The sequence below is a fragment of the Pseudomonas sp. GW821-FHT09C09 genome (assembly GCF_059418105.1).
Genome location: NZ_JBWKPF010000004.1, coordinates 543,569 through 561,667 on the forward strand (window position 1 = coordinate 543,569; position 18,099 = coordinate 561,667).

General features: G+C 60.5%; 16 protein-coding genes. 5 read left to right on the forward strand and 11 right to left on the reverse strand.

Annotated features, from left to right (window positions below; translation table 11 throughout):
• Nucleotides 1–82: 82 nt before the first annotated feature.
• From AC07NR_RS15995 to AC07NR_RS16035, 9 genes are all read right to left on the reverse strand, one after another.
• Entirely contained in the window at nt 83–880 is a 798-nt protein-coding gene (locus AC07NR_RS15995; RefSeq protein ID WP_007952772.1) for a MetQ/NlpA family ABC transporter substrate-binding protein, read from the reverse strand.
• 167 nt (nt 881–1,047) lie between these two features.
• Complete coding sequence (locus tag AC07NR_RS16000) at nt 1,048–1,980, reverse strand: sigma 54-interacting transcriptional regulator (RefSeq protein ID WP_495078928.1); 933 nt, start codon at nt 1,978–1,980, stop codon at nt 1,048–1,050.
• Between the two features lie 56 nt (nt 1,981–2,036).
• The gene (locus tag AC07NR_RS16005) at nt 2,037–2,618 is read right to left on the reverse strand and encodes an alpha/beta hydrolase (protein ID WP_085712674.1); all 582 of its coding nucleotides are present in this window, start codon (nt 2,616–2,618) and stop codon (nt 2,037–2,039) included.
• A 169-nt stretch (nt 2,619–2,787) separates the two neighbouring features.
• Nucleotides 2,788–3,189: an ExbD/TolR family protein gene (locus AC07NR_RS16010; RefSeq protein ID WP_003220570.1), complete on the reverse strand. Its 402-nt coding sequence runs from the start codon at nt 3,187–3,189 to the stop codon at nt 2,788–2,790.
• 1 nt (nt 3,190) lies between these two features.
• On the reverse strand, nt 3,191–3,916 hold the full coding sequence (locus AC07NR_RS16015) for a MotA/TolQ/ExbB proton channel family protein (protein WP_011331927.1): 726 nt from the start codon (nt 3,914–3,916) through the stop codon (nt 3,191–3,193).
• 45 nt (nt 3,917–3,961) lie between these two features.
• Nucleotides 3,962–4,774 carry an energy transducer TonB gene (locus tag AC07NR_RS16020; protein ID WP_041475106.1) on the reverse strand — a complete coding sequence of 271 codons (813 nt, stop codon included), beginning with the start codon at nt 4,772–4,774 and terminating at the stop codon, nt 3,962–3,964.
• A 379-nt stretch (nt 4,775–5,153) separates the two neighbouring features.
• On the reverse strand, nt 5,154–5,480 hold the full coding sequence (locus AC07NR_RS16025) for a hypothetical protein (RefSeq protein WP_007952780.1): 327 nt from the start codon (nt 5,478–5,480) through the stop codon (nt 5,154–5,156).
• 189 nt (nt 5,481–5,669) lie between these two features.
• Complete coding sequence (locus AC07NR_RS16030) at nt 5,670–7,013, reverse strand: aryl-sulfate sulfotransferase (protein ID WP_495078929.1); 1,344 nt, start codon at nt 7,011–7,013, stop codon at nt 5,670–5,672.
• Nucleotides 7,014–7,036: 23 nt separating this feature from the next.
• The gene (locus AC07NR_RS16035; protein ID WP_495078930.1) at nt 7,037–9,397 is read right to left on the reverse strand and encodes a TonB-dependent receptor; all 2,361 of its coding nucleotides are present in this window, start codon (nt 9,395–9,397) and stop codon (nt 7,037–7,039) included.
• A 165-nt stretch (nt 9,398–9,562) separates the two neighbouring features.
• On the opposite strand from AC07NR_RS16035, the gene AC07NR_RS16040 reads away from it, so the two are divergent.
• Nucleotides 9,563–10,507: a LysR family transcriptional regulator gene (locus AC07NR_RS16040; protein WP_305833350.1), complete on the forward strand. Its 945-nt coding sequence runs from the start codon at nt 9,563–9,565 to the stop codon at nt 10,505–10,507.
• Between the two features lie 101 nt (nt 10,508–10,608).
• The gene (locus tag AC07NR_RS16045; protein ID WP_495078931.1) at nt 10,609–12,219 is read left to right on the forward strand and encodes an alkaline phosphatase family protein; all 1,611 of its coding nucleotides are present in this window, start codon (nt 10,609–10,611) and stop codon (nt 12,217–12,219) included.
• 87 nt (nt 12,220–12,306) lie between these two features.
• Here AC07NR_RS16045 and AC07NR_RS16050 read toward each other — a convergent pair whose 3' ends face one another.
• Nucleotides 12,307–13,227 carry a TauD/TfdA dioxygenase family protein gene (locus tag AC07NR_RS16050; RefSeq protein WP_495078932.1) on the reverse strand — a complete coding sequence of 307 codons (921 nt, stop codon included), beginning with the start codon at nt 13,225–13,227 and terminating at the stop codon, nt 12,307–12,309.
• A gap of 180 nt (nt 13,228–13,407) precedes the next feature.
• Here AC07NR_RS16050 and AC07NR_RS16055 point away from each other — a divergent pair, with 180 nt between their 5' ends.
• The gene (locus tag AC07NR_RS16055) at nt 13,408–14,328 is read left to right on the forward strand and encodes a LysR family transcriptional regulator (protein ID WP_432218248.1); all 921 of its coding nucleotides are present in this window, start codon (nt 13,408–13,410) and stop codon (nt 14,326–14,328) included.
• 39 nt (nt 14,329–14,367) lie between these two features.
• On the opposite strand, the gene AC07NR_RS16060 is transcribed toward AC07NR_RS16055, so the two are convergent.
• Nucleotides 14,368–15,381 carry an ABC transporter substrate-binding protein gene (locus tag AC07NR_RS16060; protein WP_273897906.1) on the reverse strand — a complete coding sequence of 338 codons (1,014 nt, stop codon included), beginning with the start codon at nt 15,379–15,381 and terminating at the stop codon, nt 14,368–14,370.
• A gap of 304 nt (nt 15,382–15,685) precedes the next feature.
• On the opposite strand from AC07NR_RS16060, the gene AC07NR_RS16065 reads away from it, so the two are divergent.
• Nucleotides 15,686–17,284: an ABC transporter permease gene (locus tag AC07NR_RS16065; RefSeq protein WP_495078933.1), complete on the forward strand. Its 1,599-nt coding sequence runs from the start codon at nt 15,686–15,688 to the stop codon at nt 17,282–17,284.
• Nucleotides 17,281–18,096 (forward strand): ABC transporter ATP-binding protein, encoded by an 816-nt coding sequence (locus AC07NR_RS16070; protein WP_495078934.1) that lies wholly within the window; start codon nt 17,281–17,283, stop codon nt 18,094–18,096. The genes AC07NR_RS16065 and AC07NR_RS16070 overlap by 4 nt, the downstream gene beginning before the upstream one ends.
• The last annotated feature ends 3 nt before the right edge of the window (nt 18,097–18,099 follow it).

An 18,099-nucleotide genomic window follows, 5' to 3' on the forward strand; every position in this document is an offset into this window, starting at 1 on the left:
CACCTGCACACACAAAAACGCCGATGACCATCACTGGCCATCGGCGTTTTCATACCTGAAGGGGTTGTGTTGCTGCGTCAGATCAGAACGCCGGCAATACCGCGCCGTTGTACTTCTTCTCGATGAACGCTTTGACTTCCGGGCTGGTCAGGGCAGCGGCCAGTTTCTTGATGGCGTCGCTGTTCTTGTTGTCCTCACGGGCGACCAGGAAGTTCACGTATGGCGAATCCGCGCCTTCGATCACCAGAGCGTCCTTGGTCGGGTTCAACTTGGCTTCCAGCGCGTAGTTGGTGTTGATCATGTCCAGGTCGACTTCTTTCAGAACACGCGGCAGCAGGGCCGACTCCAGTTCCTTGAACTTGAAGTTGTGCGGGTTCTTGGCGATGTCTTTCGGCGTGGCCAGAGCGTTTTTCGGATCTTTCAGCTCGATCAGGCCAGCCTTCTGCAGCAGGATCAGGGCACGACCGCTGTTGCTGCCTTCGTTCGGAATGGCGATGGTGGCGCCGTCCGGCAGTTCAGCCAGGGTCTTGTACTTGCTCGAGTAACCGCCGAACGGTTCAACGTGAACGCCTTGTACGGTCACCAGGTACTTGGCCTTGTCGTCCTTGTATTTGCCCTGGTTGAAGCTGTTCAGGTACGGCAGGGTCTGGAAGTAGTTGGCGTCCAGACGCTTCTCGCCCACCTGCACGTTCGGCTGCACGTAGTCGGTGAAGACCTTGATTTCCAGATCCACGCCTTCTTTGGCGAGAGTCGGTTTGATCAGCTCGAGGATCTCGGCGTGTGGAACCGGGGTCGCGGCGACCACCAGTTTTTCGCCGGCCTGGGCCAGGGAAGCAGTCAGAGCAGCCGCCAATGCGGTAAACAACAGAACCTTTTTCATGCAGTGTCCTTAGTCGAAAATCACGGTCGTCATCGACGACGGCATTAATACGTGTGCCAGCGATGTGCTACTGCTGGCGTGAGTCGGACAATACCGGGATTTTTTATTCCCGGACAATAACGTTTATTCAGCTTCATATTCCATTTCGTTCATGTTGAACAAAATGGTTACAACGCCTCGCTCAGGCACAACAGTAATTCTTTCAATGCCTTACGCTCCCCGGCAGTCCCTTTGGCGCGAATGCTCGCCACCTGACGTTCGATCTGAACCAGCGACCCAGACACCTCGGGCAGGTTCAGGTGCTCCGGCAGGATTTCATCGCCAGTGCTCACCAGCAGCGCAAAGTGAATGACGTTTTCCAGCTCCCGGGTGTTGCCCGGCCAGCTGTGCTGCTCCAGCACCTCCTGCGCCGCTTCGCTGATCAGCGGCACCGGCAGATCCAGGCGCTGGCTATAGATGCCGAGGAAATACTCGGCCAACGACAGAATGTCACCGACCCGTGCCCGCAACGCCGGCAGTTCCAGATGCCCTTCGCTGAGATAGTGATAAAGCCGCTCGTGGAATTTCCCCGCCGCCACCGCTTGCGCCAGATCGATGCTGGTCGCAGCAACCAGTCGCACGTCCACCGGGCTCGGCTGATGCGCACCGACCCGGGTGACTTCGTGGTTTTCCAGGGCGGAAAGCAACTTGATCTGGATCGGCAGCGGCAGGTCGCCGATTTCATCCAGATACAAGGTGCCGCCATTGGCCGAACCGAACCAGCCAGCACGGCTGCTGGCCGAACCGCTGTAACTACCGGCGGCGTAGCCGAACAACTCGGCATCGGCGTAGGTCGGGCTGATTGCGCCGCAATTGACCGAGACAAACAACCCGCTGCGATCACTGGCGCGGTGGATATGGCGGGCGAGCAATTCCTTGCCGGTGCCGGTCTCGCCGCGAATCAACACCGAGATCGAGCGCGGTGCGAGCCGGGCCATTTCCTCGCGCAACTGGCGCGAGCGTGGATCGACGAACACCAGCGCCTTTGCGCGAATGCTCAGGGGACTTTTTTCCGCATCGGGAAAGGTCAGCAACGGCTGACCGAAGGTTTCGAAACTCATGGCAGACTCCCGCCCCAAATCGCCGGGAGACGGGGGCGTTGAAAAAATAAAAGGGGTCAGGCGCGACGCCGGGCGTGATGTTCCATGCGGTTTTGCAGGCGATACAAATAAGCGAACCCCTGCTCCCAGCGTTGATGCCCGGACTTCACGTTGATATGACCGGCACCTGCGAGAATCCCCGCCTCGGCGCCCCAGTTGCGCGCCAGTTCCAGCGCACGCGGCGCACTGACGGCGGCGTCGTTGTCGGAGCTGACGACCTGGCTCGGGAACGGCAGCAGGTCAGTCGGAATCGGTGCAAAGTTGCGCAGTGCCGGCACGCAAGCCGGACGCTCCACATCCGCCGGCGCCACCAGCAGTGCACCACGCACCTGACGCAAATGCTGCAGCGGTGCGGTGGCCGCCCAGTGCGCCACAGTGATGCAACCCAGACTGTGGGCGATCAGGATTACCGGTGTGCTGTCGGCGGCAATCGCCTCGGCCAGCGCGGCGACCCAGTCTTCACGACGCGGCGTCAGCCAGTCGGCCTGCTCCACCCGCGCGCTGTTCGGCAGGCTGTTCTGCCAGTGGCTTTGCCAATGATCTTCTGGCGATCCTTGCCAGCCCGGCACAATCAGATAGCGGATTGATTCGTTGCGCATGGGGGAGCTCTCCTGCGTCGTGTCTGTTCCTGGTCGAGTATAGGGACGGGATTTATATTCGTTAAGGAATAAGAAGCTATTTATTAAGACCTGAAAAGAATATTAAGTATCAAGCAAAAAAAGGGGCCGCACCCTGCCAAGGAGACGGCCCCGGAAAAACGTGAAACCCTTATCGTGCAGTGATCACCGACAGTTTGGTGATGCCCGCCCGCTCAATCGAAGCCATGGCTCGCGCCACTTCGCCGTAATTCACCCCGTCGTCCGCCTGCAATTGCACGCGCACTTCCGGGTCCTTGGCCTTGGCCGACTTGAGGTTGAACTCCAGCAGATCCGGCTGGATTTCGTCCTTGTTGATAAACAGTTTTCCAGCACCGTCGATGCTCACCACCAACGGGTCTTTCTGCTCGACCGGCGCCACCGCTTCGGTCTTCGGCAGGTTGATCGGTATCGCGTTGGTCAGCAGCGGCGCGGTGACGATGAACACCACCAGCAGCACCAGCATCACATCCACCAGCGGCGTCACGTTGATCTCGCTCAGCACCTCGTCGCTGTCTTGCGTGGAGAAGGCCATATCAGGACGCCTCCTTCACTTTTGTTGCGTTGCCCTGGGCCGCAGCCTTGTGCGCGGTCGGGTGGATCAGCACGCGGAAGGAGCTCTTTTGCGCCAGGCTGTAGAAGTCGTGGGCAAAGTCGTCCAGGTCCGCCGCCGTCAGTTTCAGACGACGCAAAAAGTAGTTGTAAACCAGCACCGCCGGCACCGCGACCGCGATCCCCACCCCGGTGGCGACCAGCGCTGCACCGATGGGACCGGCCACCGTTTCCAGGCTCGCCGAGCCTGCCGCGCTGATGCCTTTCAACGCTTCCATGATTCCCCACACCGTGCCGAACAGGCCAATGAACGGCGAGGTGCTGCCAATACTCGCAACCACCGCCAGACCGGTTTCCAGCGAACGACGCTCGCGGACGATCTGCTGACGCAAGGCACGTTCGAGGCGATCCTGATGGTTGATCGCCTGGCTCAGGTCATTGGCCTGCGGCGCCTCGCCCACTTGAATCGCCGCATAACCGGCCTGTGCCACCCGCGCTGCCGCGCCGGGCTGGGTTTCGCTCAACTCGGCGGCGGAGTCCAGACTCGACGCCGCCCAGAAGCGCTTGTGAAATTTGCGGTCCTGCGCCTTCAACCGGCCGAACTGCACAGCCTTGAGCAATGCCAGGCCCCAAGTGGCGACAGAGAAGACCACCAGCAGCCAGATCACCGCGCTTTCGATGGATTCCAGTGGAGATGCCAGTAACGTCATGATGTGTTCCCTCGTGTAAACATTTCGCGCGAATTTGGTTTCGGTTTAGTGAATCTTGAAATCGATGGGCACGCTGACCCAGCCGTCCTGGGCGACATCACCCTGCTTGGCCGGCACGAAGCTCCAGCGCTTCACGGCATCCAGCGCCGCGTCGTCGAGCTGTTGCCGGCCACTGCTTTTCTGAATCTGGATCTCACCCGGTTTGCCGCTGGCCAATACGTGCACCCGCAGCAACACCGTGCCTTCCCAACCGCGACGCTGGGCCAGCGACGGATATTCCGGCGCCGGGTTCTTCAGGTACGCGGCGTTGGCCGAGGCCGGCGTCACCGGAGCAGGCGCTGGTGGTGCAGGTGGCGCTGGCGCGGCGACTGGAGCGGCCGGTTGTGGCGGAGCCGGTGGTTGCTCGACGGCTTTGGGTGCCGGTTTCGGTACGGGTTTGGCGACCGGTTTCGGTTTGGGAATCGGCTTCGGTTTTGGTGGCGGCTTGGTTGCCAATTCGTCTTCCACCGGCGGCGGAGGCTCGACCACTGGCGCCGGTGGTGGCGGTACAACCACAGGTGGAGCCGGTGGCGCCGGGCGCGAAAATTCGATAGTCATCGGTGGAATTTCCGGCGGCACGATCGGCAGCGCCGGTGTCGGATGCTGATTGATCCAGTAGATCACCGCGCCATGCACCACCAGCGCCAGAACGCCGAGCAGAATCGTTTCGCGGCGGCTCAGAATGCCCTTGGGCGCGCGCTGCAAACGCAGTTGCCCCAACGGCACGCGATGGGGCCGGCCGAGATCGACCAACTCGCCGCTCGGCGCCTGGCGCCACAGCACCTCCTGTGCACTGGCGGCGGTCTGGACATTGCCCATTGATTTACTCCCTGCGGTCTCTTTGCGTTTTTTCGCGTAGCCGATGCGCCGCTTGTTGAATCCCCCACGGCGTGATCGATGGGTCAATCATTGGGCTAGAGGCTTATCTCCGAAAGTAATCTTTCATGTTATGAATAGATGTTTATGGAATATAAGAAACGGTCATTTCCGCCAAAGCCACGGCCCGCAAGGCTTCCAGCGATTCGCCGGAATCGACATGCTTTCCCGGCATAAAAAGTATTCATCCAAGGCATCGGGTTTTCGACGCCCCGGCATTCAGTGACAACTAATACCAAGGTGATAGTTGACGAACTTTTCAAGAGGCAAATAAAAAGGCCGATGCATGTTTAATGCATCGGCCTTCGACTTACAGAATTTCTTATTGCTTCACAAACTCCCCGGCCAGACCGACTACATCACCGTCAAAGTTGGTGCGCGAACCCACCGCACGAACTTTCGAGTAGTTGTGATCCGGCGAGAACAGGGTCCAGGACTGATAGCCAGTGCCGTCATTCAGAGCCGCGAAAGTAATGATCGTAGGCTGCCCGGTACTGTTCTGGAAGTGGTAGTGACCGTACGCGATGTCGTAGTTCACGCCGTTCTGGCTGAATTTTCCGCTGAAGGTGCCGTTGGAGTCGTTGCCATCGGTAATCGTCAGTTTGGCGCCAGCGTTAGCGTTTACATAGTTGCCATTAATGCTCGACATAACGAGATTTCCTTTATCGTTGGATAAGTGTCTTCCGATGAGAGCAAGTTTCCTCCTGGAAACTCACGAGACTCAGGATGGTTCGCCATTCACTTATTGTCCACGCGACTTTTCAACGATATGGCTATATGCACTATTCATGTCACTCATAACTTATTTCGAATTCGAAGCCCCTTAATCACCTTTCAACTAACGGCTTGCATTGATCTGTTGCACACCGATCGCAGGCGCAATCACGGCCGTCTCCGAACGCGGCGTTCCGACCGGTACCCAGTCATAACTCACAGGCAGTGCTCGATACACCCAGTTGCTGATCGCATCGCTACCTGGCGCCTTGCCCAAATAAGGGCTGACGTATTCCCAGACGTTTTCGCCGCTGGCCGTTACCTGGAAAAACCGCCCGTTCATGCCCTCATCGATCAGCGTGTTGCCATTGGGCAAGCGCCGCGCACTGCTGATGAACGAGCTGTAGAACGCCCACCCCGGCTGCTTCGAATTGGCCGCGCTGTACTGCCAGACGATTTCATTTTTCACCGGGTCGATTTCCAGCACCCGCGAACCGGAAATCAGCCCCAGCGTAACGTTCGGATAACCCGCCGAACCCTGGTTGTCGAACACCAGCAGATTGCCGGCGCCGGGCAGCCCGGCCGGGATGATGTGCGCATCATGCTGACCGACGAACTGGTCCACCGGACGTGGAATCTGCTGCGCGGTTTTCGGGTTGGCCAGCGGCAGGTTCGGCCCCAGGCGCCAGACCACTTTGCCGCTGTGTTTGTCGATGATCGCGACGAAATTGGCGTTGCGTGAATCGAGCAGCAGGTTGTCCGGATTGAAGCGTTTGTCGCCGGCGTCGAACCACTTGTTCGGCCCGACCAGGCTGAGGTTGTTGATGTGCAGGTAATCCGGATTTTCACTGGCCCGCACCAGCTTCAATTGCTCGGCAGTGAAGCCGAATTCGTTCAAGTGATCCGACGCCAGCCACTGCCATTTCACCTCGCCTGCGGGGCTGACTTCATAGATCGCATCGTCGATCACCTCGGGCACTTTGAAGCCTTTGACCTTGTGCACCTTGTTCGCCAGCACCACGGTGTTGCCGTTGCTCAGGCGACGCTGGTCGTGATGTTGTTGCGCCGCGCCACCGGGCGCTTTCTCGCCCCACTGCCAGACGACTTTGCCGTCCCAGTCCAGCTCGCCGATGCTCTGATTGCCCAGGCCATTGCCGGCAGAACCGAGCTTGCCCGGATCCTTTTCACTCAGTTGCAGAAGGACGTGACCGCGCTCGCCACCGACCAGTTTCGGGTCGATGATCGCCGAGGGGAAACCGGCCTGCGGCCAGTTCTTCACTTCATTGCCATTCATGTCGATCAGGTGCGTCTGCTTGTCTGCACCGCTGAAGATCACATATTGATTGAAGGCCTTGGCCGGGTCGTATCGGGTGACGCCGGTGGGGTAGACGCTGGGCGCGGCGAGCGCACCTGCACTGAGCACTGCGCCGGACAACAACACCGGTAAAGCGGTTTTGATGCGCAACATGATGCAGCTCCTTGAGGGATCGATCAGAAGTCGTAGCGACCGGTGACGCCGAGGGTGCGCGGCGTGCCGAGCAGGCCTTCATAACCGCCGTTGCCGCCGGTCCACAGGGTCGTGTAGTAGGTTTTGTCGAAGGCGTTTTTCAGCCACAGCGAGACGTCCCACTGGCCCTGATTGAAATCGCCGCGCAGGCCGGTGGAGAGATTGACCACCGCGTAACTCGGGATCTGGCCGTAGTCGGAATCCTCGACCGTGCCCACTGCTTTGGAGCGAAATGCGTAGCTGCCGGTGACGTAAGGTTGCAGCCCGTTGGCCAGATTCCATTCGTACTTGCCGTTGGCGTTGCCGATCCATTTCGAGGCGCCGACGACCTGATGACCGCTGAGGTCGCAAGAGGCCGGAGCGCCCGGTGCCAGGCTGACTTCCGGCGGGCACGGCGCGTCCTTGTACGAGAGGTAGCTGACGTCGTTGAACGAGCCGTTGAAGTTCAGGGTCAGGCCGCGCAACGGGATCACAGTGCTTTCGAATTCCACCCCGCGCGAGCGCACGGAACCGGCGTTGGTCAGGTATTGCACGCGGTTGACGTCGTCGTAAGCGTTGGTCTGGTAGGCGTTGACCTGGGTCCAGAACAGGTTGGCGTTGAGCTGCAGGCGGCGGTCCCACAGGGTACTTTTGAAACCGAGTTCGGCGTTGTTGGCTCGCTCGGTGCCGATCAGCAGCGAGTCGGCGCCGGCAGTTGGTGCCGAACCCACCACGAGGTTGACCCCGCCGGATTTCTCGCCGTGGGACAACGTGGCGTAGCCAAGCAAATCGTCGGTGATGCGATAGCTGAGGTTGAGCAAGCCGGACGGGCTGGAGCTGTACTGATTCAGATCGCCGGAATCGTAGGCGCCGGTCCGGCCACGTCGCGCAGTGGCTGCGGCGCCGGTAACTGTGGCGCCACCGACCGGCGCATCGCGATTGACCCAGGCGTTCTTCTCTTCATAGGTGCCGCGCACCCCGGCGGTGAAATCCAGGCGTGGAGTCAGGTGCCAGGTGCCTTGGGCGAACAGCGCAAAACTGTCGGTCTGGATGTGGCCGCGGCCGACGCTGCCGACGTTGGCCAATGCGCCCCGTGGCGTGCCGTTCCAGATGTCGGCCTGGGGGCCGTAATAGGCGAAGGATTTGTTGTCCAGATCTGAGCCGAAGTAGTACGCGCCGAGCACGTAATCGAAGGACTCGCCCTTGGGCGACGCCAGGCGAAATTCCTGCGAGTACTGCTTGTCCTCCACCGACACACCGGCGTTGTAGGTTGCCGCGACATTGAGGCCATCGTCGTTGGCCGGGGTGAAATTCCAGAAGCGGTAGGAGCTGATCGACGTCAGGGTGAAGTCGCTCGGCAGCGTCCAGTTAGCCTCCACCGATGTGCCGCCCTGATGCACCGTGACGTGCTGGTCGTTGTCCAGATTGACCTTGCGGTGCGAGCCGTTGACCAGCGTTGCGCCGGCGGCGTTGGCCCGCGACTGATAGAGGTTGACGCCGTTAATGGTCGGCCCGGTGTTGTACAGCACGCGGGTACCGGCGCTGGAATCCTCTTCGTTGTAATCACCAATCCAACGCAGATTGAAATTCTCGTTGGGCTTGAACAGCAACTGCGCACGGAAGCCGTCGCGAGAGCCGCCGTTCAAGTCATGGCCGTTGAATTCGTTTTTGATGTCGCCGTCGCTGCGGGTGCGATAGGCGGAAATTCGGCCGGCCAGTTGATCGTTGAGCGGCCCGGAAAGCGTGCCCTTGGTCTGGAAGTAACCGTCCTCGCCGACCGAAGTTTCGATGCTGCGCTCCGGGGTGAAACTCGGCGCTCGGGTGCTGATGTTGATCACCCCGGCGGTGGTGTTCTTGCCGAACAACGTCCCCTGCGGCCCGCGCAGGACTTCGAGCTGTTCGATGTCCATCAGGTCGAACACCGCCATCCCCGGGCGGCCCAGATAAACGTTGTCGATGTACAGGCCGACACTGCCTTCCAGACCGTCGCTGGCCGGGTTGTTACCCAGGCCGCGAATCGACACGCTGGACTGGCGCGCATGCATGTAGGCGACGTTGACGCTGGGTACCAGTTGCTGCAGATCCTGGATGCGATAGACCCGCTGCGTCTCCAGGGTCTGCCCGCTGACCACGCTCATCGGCGTCGGTACATCCTGCGAACTTTCTTCGCGACGGCGAGTGGTGACGGTCACGGTTTCCAGTTGCGAAGTGGCGGTCGCAGTCTTGCCTGCCGGTACCGGCACAGGGGTTTCGGTTTCCGCAGCGTAGCCGTGGGTCCAACTGGCACTCCCCGCCAGCAACAGGGCCAGAGGCAGACGTTTGAGCCGTCGTGGCGGCGGCGGTGAAGCAAGGTTCAACGGACTCATGGGGCTGCTCCTGGTCAAAAAACACGCAGACATTGTTCGCGTCGCATATTCTTTAAAGTTATTTATTTATGTTTTTACAAAGATTTACTGCATAAGAGATTGCCTTTATAAGGAGTCGACCTAATGCATATCCAATGCATTTCCCGGATATTTTTTATGTGAAAAATGCATATCGACTTGCGCCAGCTCAGACACTTCATCGCCCTCGCCGAACAGCGCAGCTTCGTCGCGGGCGCGCAGGCGGTGAACCTGTCGCAGTCGGCGTTCAGCCGCAGCATTCAGGCGCTGGAACACAGCGTCGGTTGCCAGTTGGTGGATCGCGGGCGCAAGGAATTGCCGCCGACCAAACAGGGCCAGGTGCTGCTTGAACACGCGCGGCGACTGGTCAGCGGTGCACAGCAAATGGCCAACGAGATCAGCCAGTTCAACGGGCTGGAGGCGGGGGAATTGCGCTTCGGTTGCGGCCCGGCGCCGGCGGCAGGATTGATCCCGCAAGCCATCGGCAGCTTCATCGGCCGCTATCCGAAAGCGCGGGTGCATTACCAGGTCGATGACTGGCAGAGCCTGAGCAAACGGCTGCTGAGCGAAGAGTTCGAATTCTTCGTGGCCGACACTCGGCACTTCGAGGCGGATCCGGATTATCTGACCCACCGATTGCGCCCGCGCAAATGGCATTTCTGCTGTCGCGCCGGGCATCCGCTGGCCGCTCTTGATCGGGTCACGGCCGAGCAATTGATGAGCTATCCACTGGCCGTGAGCATTCGTCCGCCAAACCTGCGCAAGGTCATCGTCGACCTCAGTGGCCGGCCGGATTTCGTCCCGAATGTGGAGTGCGAGAACAGCGCCAGCCTGCTCGGCGTGGTGCTGCGTTCGGATGCAATCGGCATCGTCGGTGCCTATTCGGATGCACTGCATCAGGCCCGTGGCGAGTTGGTGTGCTTGAAGATCGACGGGTTGGCGGATGATCTCGAGGAGCTTTACACACGCTACGGAATTGTCAGCCGCGCCGGGTATCGGTTGTCGCCATTGGCCGAGGCGATGATCGAGCAAATCAAGGCGATCGATGCGGTGGAAGAGGAGGTGTGTTCACTGGCAAACCTCGCCGTCTAACCCCATGCGTTTCATGCATGGCAAGCATTCCCCGAATGCACTTGCCGAACACCCTCGCCGAAAGCGAAAAACCTCGCCTGTCTTTCTGACTGGTGAACCCCATGTCCAACCCGCAAAACCCCGTGCGCAACGTGCTGTACATCATGTGCGATCAACTGCGCCGCGATTACCTGTCCTGCTACGGTCACCCGCATTTGCACACCCCGAACATTGATCGCCTGGCCGCCGCCGGCGTGCGCTTCAGCCGCGCCTACACCCAGGGCACGATCTGCGGGCCGTCGCGGATGTCGGCCTACACCGGGCGTTATGTCAGCAGCCATCAGGTGGCGTGGAACGCCGTGCCGTTGCCGCTGGAAGAACTGACCATCGGCGATTACCTGCGCCCCCACGGCATTCGTACTGCGCTGGTCGGCAAGACCCACGCCACGGCCAACGTGGATGCCTTGCAGCGGCTGGCAATCAACCCTGAAAGCGCCCAGGCCGAAGTGCTGAACGAAGTCGGCTTCGAGCCGTACTTTCGCCACGACGGCATCTTCCCCGATGACCCGTTGTTCGATGACAAACGCGAATCCGCGCCGTACACCCATTACCTGCGCGAGCAAGGTTTGGAAGGGCGCAACCCCTGGCACGACTGGGCCAACGCGGCCGAAGGCGACAACGGCGAAATCCTCAGCGGCTGGAAAATGCGCCATGCCCGTCTGCCGGCGCGAATTCCCGAGCAACATTCAGAGACTGTCTACACTACAAATCGAGCCATCGACTTCATCGGTGAGCAAGGTGAAAAACCGTGGTTTTTACACCTGTCCTATATCAAACCTCACTGGCCCTACATCGTACCGGCGCCGTACCACACTTTGTACAGTACGAAATCGATTCTCGAACCGGTACGTAATGCCTCTCCAAGCGACCATCCGGTCTATCAGGCCTTTCGCCAGCATGAGGAAAGCCTGAACTTCTCCAAAGACCCGGTACGACTGAACGTGATCCCGACGTACATGGGCCTGGTCAAACAGGTCGATGATCAGTTGGGTCGTCTGTTCGATTTCCTGCAAAGCAACGGACGCTGGGAGGACACGCTGATCGTGTTCACCAGCGATCACGGCGACTTTCTGGGGGATCACTGGCTTGGCGAGAAGGAGTTTTTGCTGGAGCAGGCGGTGGGCGTTCCATTGATCGTGCGCGACCCGCGCACGGCGGCGGATGTCACACGGGGCACGGTGGATGAACGCTTGGCGGAAACTATCGACGGCGTACCGACCTTTCTCGAAGCGCTGGGCGTCACGGGCGCGGAGCATCGACTGGAAGGTCGCTCGTTGATTCCATTGCTGCACGGTGAAAACCCTGACTGGCGCCGCTATGCGATCAGCGAATACGACTACGCCTTCCAGGCCCCGGCACGGGAGCGACTGGGCCAGCCGATCGACCGTTGCCGCATGACCATGGTGCGCAGTGAACGCTGGAAATACCTGGCGTACGACGGCTTCCGGCCGCAGCTTTTCGACCTGTTGAACGATCCGCAGGAGCTGCAGGATCTGGGCGCCGACCCCGCGTATGCGGGGGTGCGCGAGGAGCATGCGGCGTATCTGTTCGAGTGGGTGCGCGGGTTGAAGCGGCGCACGACGATCAGTCATCAGGAGATCGATTTGCGTGGGCAGCGGTTTCGTTATGGCGAGCCGGAGACTGAGAAGCTCGTTCAGATTGGCGTTTGGTGATTAAAAGCATCGCTGGCAAGCCAGCTCCCACAGGATTTGTGTACACCGCAAACCTGTGGGAGCGAGCTTGCTCGCGATGAGGCCCGATCAGACACCAACGATTTCAGCACCTTTGATGGTCTGGCTACGCTGCCCATTCGCCCCGACCGGCACCTCCCCTTTCAGCGTCACCCGACGCACCACGCGATCCTGAGTGCCGTAATCATCAATCGCATAATGCTGCGTCGAACGGTTATCCCAGATCGCCACATCACCGGCCTTCCAGCGCCAGCGCACGGTGTTTTCCTGACGAATCACATGACTCTGCAACAAGCCGAACAGGTGCGCCGAATCAGCCTGGGAGTAACCCTTGATGCGTTTGACGAAATGCCCCAACAGCAAGCTTTTTTCGCCGCTGATCGGGTGTACGCGGACCACCGGATGTTCAGTCTCGTAGACCGTCGAGGTGAAGATCTTGCGATAGCGCTCAAGCTTCTCCGCCGAGACGTCCGGCTTCGCCCCGGCGTAGTCGTATTCGTTGCTGTGCACGGCCACCAGTTTGTCCGCCAGCTCACGCAGCTCGGTCGGCAGTTCGTTGTACGCGGTCGCCGTGTTGGCCCACAGGGTGTCGCCACCGAATGCCGGAGCCACCACCGAGCGCAGGATCGAGGCTTTCGGGTAAGCATCGACGAAGGTCACGTCGGTGTGCCAGGAGTTGGCGCGCTGCCCTTCGGCGCCGTCCAGTTCCAGCAGGTACCGGGTGCCCTCACGGGACGGCACGGTCGGATGCGCCACCGGCTCGCCGAGCAAATGAGCGAAGGCTTCCTGACGTTGATCGTCGAGCTGGGTCTGCTCACGAAAGAACACGACCTTGTACTGGACCAGCGCCTGTTGAATGGCTTCAACCGTCTCGGCATCCAGTTCACCGGACAGGTGCACGCCACGGATTTCGGCACCGATACGGCCGGCCACCGGATGAATGTCCAGCGCGTGGACAGCGGGTTTTACAGCGAGTGCGGCATTGCTCATGGGTAGACCCTCATCGACTGCTTGCGGTTGAACGGCAGCGAAACAACGCTCTATCTATATTCCATTTACATCTAATAGATATTCACATGCTTCGTTGACGGAATAAGAGCTTGCATTTAAAACCTCAAGCAACCTCGTCGCAAATGCCTTCGAGCTATTTTTAGGATGCCGGAAAAGCATATGGATCTTCGCCAGTTGCGCTACTTCATCGCCCTCAACGAACACCGCAGTTTTGTCCGCGCGGCCGACGCCATGGGCATCACTCAACCGGCGTTCAGCCGCAGTATTCAGGGGCTGGAGCAGGAGTTCGGCTGTGTGCTGGTGGATCGCGGCAACAAGGATCTGCGCCCGACACCCGAAGGCCAGGTGGTGCTGCAACACGCCCTGACCCTGGTGCAGGGCGCGGCATTGCTCAGCGCCGAAGTGACGCAGATGACCAAGCTCGACGCCGGCGAACTGCACTTCGGTTGCGGTCCGGCGCCGGCGGTGAAACTGGTGCCGGACGCGGTGGCGCAATTCATCAATGCGCACCCGAAAGTGCGCACCTGTTTTCAGGTGGATAACTGGGAAAAGCTCAGCCGCGCGCTGAGCCGCGAGGAGATCGAATTCTTCATCGCCGACATCCGCCATTTCGAATCCGACCCGAACTTTCAGACCCAGCCGCTGACGCCCAAGCGCGGGGTGTTTTTCTGCCGGCCGGGGCATCCGCTGCTGGCCAAGGAAAGCCTGTCGACCAACGACATGTTTGACTACCCGCTGGCGACCACGCTGATCCCGCCGGGCATTCGCAAACTGCTGGCGAACCTCAGCGGCCGGATCGATTTTTCCCCGACCATCGAGACCGAACATTTTCCGGCGCTGGTGAAAGTGGTGCTGCAATCCAACGCGATTGGTGTGGGCACTGAAGAGGCGTTTGTCGAGGACATCGCCCAGGGCTCGCTGGCGCTGCTGCACTGGCGCAACCTGCCACAGAACCTGGAGAGCATGAATGCGCGGTGCGGGATTGTGAGCCGCACAGGATTCCGGCTGTCACCGGCGGCGCGGGCGATGATCGATACGTTGGTGGCAGTGGATAAACAGGCGATCAGCATCGCGGTTTGAGGGTCATTCCCACGCATTGCGCGGGAATGACTCCATCACTCAGAGCTTCGCAGCCGCCAGCTCAGGCGCCACCCACTCGTTCACCTTGAACGGCTTGCGGATCAGTTTCTGCTGCGCCGCCAGATCCACCTTGCCCTGCAGGTTTTCGAGGAACAGCGGATCCAGTGTCGACGGGAATACTTCGCTCAGGTTCTGATCCTTCAGATCCTGGGTCAGGATCACCGGCGGATAACTCGCCAGCCCAGAAACCAACTGCACGTAAGCGTCCTTGTTGCTGTCCTGGGTCAGCCACTCCACTGCCTGTTGTTGTGCCTTGAGCAGCTTCGCCACGGCCTCCGGATGTCCATCGACAAACTTGCCGGTGCCCACCAGCACCGACTGCACACTGCCGGCGCCACCGAGATCCTTGGTGTTCAGGGGCAACTCGGCCAGGCCCTTGGCTTGCAATGCTGTCAGCCCGGAGCTGCCCCACGACGCATCGATCTGCTTCGCCGCCAGCGCGGCAACCGCCGCGTTGAAATCGAGGTTGATCACCTTCACGTCCTTCTCGCTCAGGCCCACGCTGGCCAACGCGGCATCGAATGACAACTGGGTCGCGGTGCCCCGGAAGATCGCCACGCGCTTGCCCTTGAGATCCTGCAACGTCTTGATCCCCGAACCCGGCACCACGCCGAGGTATTGCTTCACACCCCGGGCGCTGGCACTCAGCAGCCGTGTATCCAGCCCGTTGGACTTGCCGATGATGGCCGCCAGATCCCCCAGATAAGCCAGATCCACCTGGCCGTTGGCGAACGCCTCGTTGATCACCGGGCCGGCGCCCTTGAAGAAGCTCCACTGAATCTTGATGCCCTGCTCGGCGAAGGCCTTTTCGAAAATCTGCTGATCGCGCAGCACGTCCACGATGCCCCCGCCGCTGTGTTGAGTACCCGCGCTCAGATCAGGCACGGCAATCCTGATTTCCTTGAGCTCGTCGGCCTGGGCAGAGAACGCCAGCAGGCCCGCCAGTGCCGGCGCGGCAAACAGACTGATGACACGTTTGAAGGGAAGGTTCATGGGTGCGGCTCCTGATCACGGCGGGCATTGAGGAGCCGAAAGTAGGCGCAATCCATATCGGCACTTAAATACTTAAAAAGCACATTTTTATAGCTTTTCACGCTAAGCCAGCAAAGTCGGGACATGCAGGCCGGTATGCATGGAGAGCATCGAAAATATTCTTCGAATGCATTGGATGCGTGCAGGGCTGGAGGCCTTAAATGGCGCTGCTTATCTCCAAAATGATTATTTTTTAATTCACTTATAACGATTAGTTCACAGCTAATTCCGCTGACACGATCCAACCCGACAACGGAGGTCACCCATGGCCCGTGAATCCCTGCTCAGCCTGCCACTGGCCGCACCGCCGTTGAAAAACCGGCGCACCTGGCCAAGCCTGAGCCAACGCGTTTTACCCTGGATCTTGCCGCTCGGGCTGTTCGCCCTGTGGTGGCTGGCGGCGCGCAATCAATGGATGAGCGAACAGATCCTGCCGGCGCCATCGCTGGTGTGGAACAGCGCGATCGAGCTGTCCCAGGGCGAGTTGTGGAGTCACTTGTGGATCAGCCTGCAACGGTTGTTCTGGGGCTTGTTGGCGGGCGTTGCCGCCGGTGCGGTGCTCGGTGCGGGACTGGGCTTCAGCCGTCGCCTCGAACGCCTCATCTTCCCGACCTTCGCGGGTCTGGCCCAGGTGCCGACGCTGGCGTGGATTCCGCTGTTCATGGTGTTTTTCGGCATCGGCGAAACGCTGAAACTGGTGGTGCTGGTCAAGGCCATCGTAGTGCCGGTGACCTTGCACACGCTGGTCGGCGTGCGCGATGCGCAACCGAAACTGCGCGAAGCCGCCGCTGTTTTACGTTTGCCGCCACGCCTGTTGATCCGCCGATTGGTGCTGCCCGCCGCCCTCCCCGCATTCATGGCCGGCGTGCGTCTGGCCCTGGCCGCGGGCTGGACCTCATTGCTCGCCGTCGAGCTGCTGGCCTCCAGCGAAGGCATCGGTTACCTGATGGTCTGGGCGCGTCAGTTGTTCATGCTCGATATCGTCTTCGTGTGCATCGTGGTGATCGGCCTGATCGGCGTGGCAATGGATCGCGGCATCGGTCTGCTGGACAGGAAACTGGTGCACTGGCCGCACCCGGCCACGGCGGAAATTCGTCGCGGCCCGCGTTATGAAGGCTGGCAGCGCGTGCAGCCGTGGCTGTTGCCGCTGGGGTTGTTTGCGCTGTGGCAACTGGCGGTCGATCAGCAGTGGGTGGACTCCAACATTCTGGTCAGCCCGTTGGCCGTGTTGGAAGCCACAAAACACGGCCTGCTCGACGGTACGCTGATCAGCGGCATGGCCCTGAGCCTCGGCCGCACACTCGGCGGCCTGTTGATTGGCGGCGGCCTCGGCCTCGTGCTGGGCTTGGTGCTGGGGCTGTCGCGTACCAGCGAGCGCGTGCTCGGCCCGACACTCGCCGCCCTGCGGCAGATCGCGATTTTCGCCTGGGTGCCGCTGCTCACCGCATGGTTCGGTCTGGGCGAATTGGCCAAGTGGGTGTTTGTCGCCCTCGCCGCTTTCTTTCCGTTGTTTGTCGCGACTCAACGCAGCGTCGCCAACCTCTCGCCGCAACTCAACGAAGCCGCACAGGTACTGCGCCTTAGCCTCGCTCAACGCCTGCGCCGACTGGTTTTGCCGGGCGCCGCGCCGGGGATTTTCGCCGGCCTTCGACTGAGCCTGATCTACGCCTGGCTCGGCACCATCGGTGCCGAATATTTCATGCCGTCCAACGGCGGCATCGGCAGCCAGATGATTGGCGCCCAACAACTGTTGCGCATGGATCTGATCATGGCCGGGATGCTGCTGGTCGGCCTCACCGGCGCCCTGCTCAACCTCATTGGCCAACGCCTGGAAATCCGCGCCACCCGCTGGAGACACGCATGAACGCACCGATTGTCAGCTTCACCCACGTAGGCAAATCCTTCGACGTCGACGGTTTCGAACTGGAGGCGATTCGCGAATTCAACCTCGACATCGCCGAGGGCGAGTTCGTCGCCATCGTTGGCTCCAGCGGCTGCGGCAAGTCCACCTTGCTGCGCTTGCTGGTGGGGCTCGACACGCAGTTTCGCGGGCAGATCACGGTCGATGGCAAAGCCGTCAGCGGCGTCGGCGGCGAACGCGGCATCGTGTTTCAGGAACACCGTTTGTTCCCGTGGCTGACGGTGGCCGACAACATCGGTCTGGGCCTGGTCAACGAGCCGCTGAGCGCCGCTGAAAAGCAGCAACGCGTCAACGATTTCATCGAACTGGTGGGCCTGCGCGACTTCACCCGCGCCTATCCGCATCAACTTTCCGGCGGCATGGCCCAGCGCGTGGCGATTGCTCGCGGGCTGGTGGCGAGCCCACGAATCCTGCTGCTTGACGAACCTTTCGGCGCCCTCGATGCGCTGACCCGCCAGCAGATGCAGGACGAACTGCTGGCGATTCGCGAGCGGGCAAAGATCACCACGATTCTGGTCACCCACGATGTCGAGGAAGCGATTTTTCTCGCTGACCGCGTGGTGGTCATGGAACCGCGCCCCGGCCGGATCAAACAGGTGGTGGACATCGCCCTGCCCCATCCGCGCCAGCGCAGCAGTTTCGACTTCCACCAGTTGCGCGAAGAACTGCTGCACGAACTGACCAGTGACGACCATTACCAACCGAGCGCACCGGTGCAGATCCGCGATCTGCCGCTGTCGTTCATTGCCTGCTGAACA

What these genes read in the sequence shown, in the direction of transcription:
- AC07NR_RS15995 (WP_007952772.1), bottom strand. Translation starts at nt 880, where the DNA reads ATGAAAAAGGTTCTGTTGTTTACCGCATTGGCGGCTGCTCTGACTGCT.
- AC07NR_RS16000 (WP_495078928.1), bottom strand. Translation starts at nt 1,980, where the DNA reads ATGAGTTTCGAAACCTTCGGTCAGCCGTTGCTGACCTTTCCCGATGCG.
- AC07NR_RS16005 (WP_085712674.1), bottom strand. Translation starts at nt 2,618, where the DNA reads ATGCGCAACGAATCAATCCGCTATCTGATTGTGCCGGGCTGGCAAGGA.
- AC07NR_RS16010 (WP_003220570.1), bottom strand. Translation starts at nt 3,189, where the DNA reads ATGGCCTTCTCCACGCAAGACAGCGACGAGGTGCTGAGCGAGATCAAC.
- AC07NR_RS16015 (WP_011331927.1), bottom strand. Translation starts at nt 3,916, where the DNA reads ATGACGTTACTGGCATCTCCACTGGAATCCATCGAAAGCGCGGTGATC.
- AC07NR_RS16020 (WP_041475106.1), bottom strand. Translation starts at nt 4,774, where the DNA reads ATGGGCAATGTCCAGACCGCCGCCAGTGCACAGGAGGTGCTGTGGCGC.
- AC07NR_RS16025 (WP_007952780.1), bottom strand. Translation starts at nt 5,480, where the DNA reads ATGTCGAGCATTAATGGCAACTATGTAAACGCTAACGCTGGCGCCAAA.
- AC07NR_RS16030 (WP_495078929.1), bottom strand. Translation starts at nt 7,013, where the DNA reads ATGTTGCGCATCAAAACCGCTTTACCGGTGTTGTTGTCCGGCGCAGTG.
- AC07NR_RS16035 (WP_495078930.1), bottom strand. Translation starts at nt 9,397, where the DNA reads ATGAGTCCGTTGAACCTTGCTTCACCGCCGCCGCCACGACGGCTCAAA.
- AC07NR_RS16040 (WP_305833350.1), top strand. Translation starts at nt 9,563, where the DNA reads ATGCATATCGACTTGCGCCAGCTCAGACACTTCATCGCCCTCGCCGAA.
- AC07NR_RS16045 (WP_495078931.1), top strand. Translation starts at nt 10,609, where the DNA reads ATGTCCAACCCGCAAAACCCCGTGCGCAACGTGCTGTACATCATGTGC.
- AC07NR_RS16050 (WP_495078932.1), bottom strand. Translation starts at nt 13,227, where the DNA reads ATGAGCAATGCCGCACTCGCTGTAAAACCCGCTGTCCACGCGCTGGAC.
- AC07NR_RS16055 (WP_432218248.1), top strand. Translation starts at nt 13,408, where the DNA reads ATGGATCTTCGCCAGTTGCGCTACTTCATCGCCCTCAACGAACACCGC.
- AC07NR_RS16060 (WP_273897906.1), bottom strand. Translation starts at nt 15,381, where the DNA reads ATGAACCTTCCCTTCAAACGTGTCATCAGTCTGTTTGCCGCGCCGGCA.
- AC07NR_RS16065 (WP_495078933.1), top strand. Translation starts at nt 15,686, where the DNA reads ATGGCCCGTGAATCCCTGCTCAGCCTGCCACTGGCCGCACCGCCGTTG.
- AC07NR_RS16070 (WP_495078934.1), top strand. Translation starts at nt 17,281, where the DNA reads ATGAACGCACCGATTGTCAGCTTCACCCACGTAGGCAAATCCTTCGAC.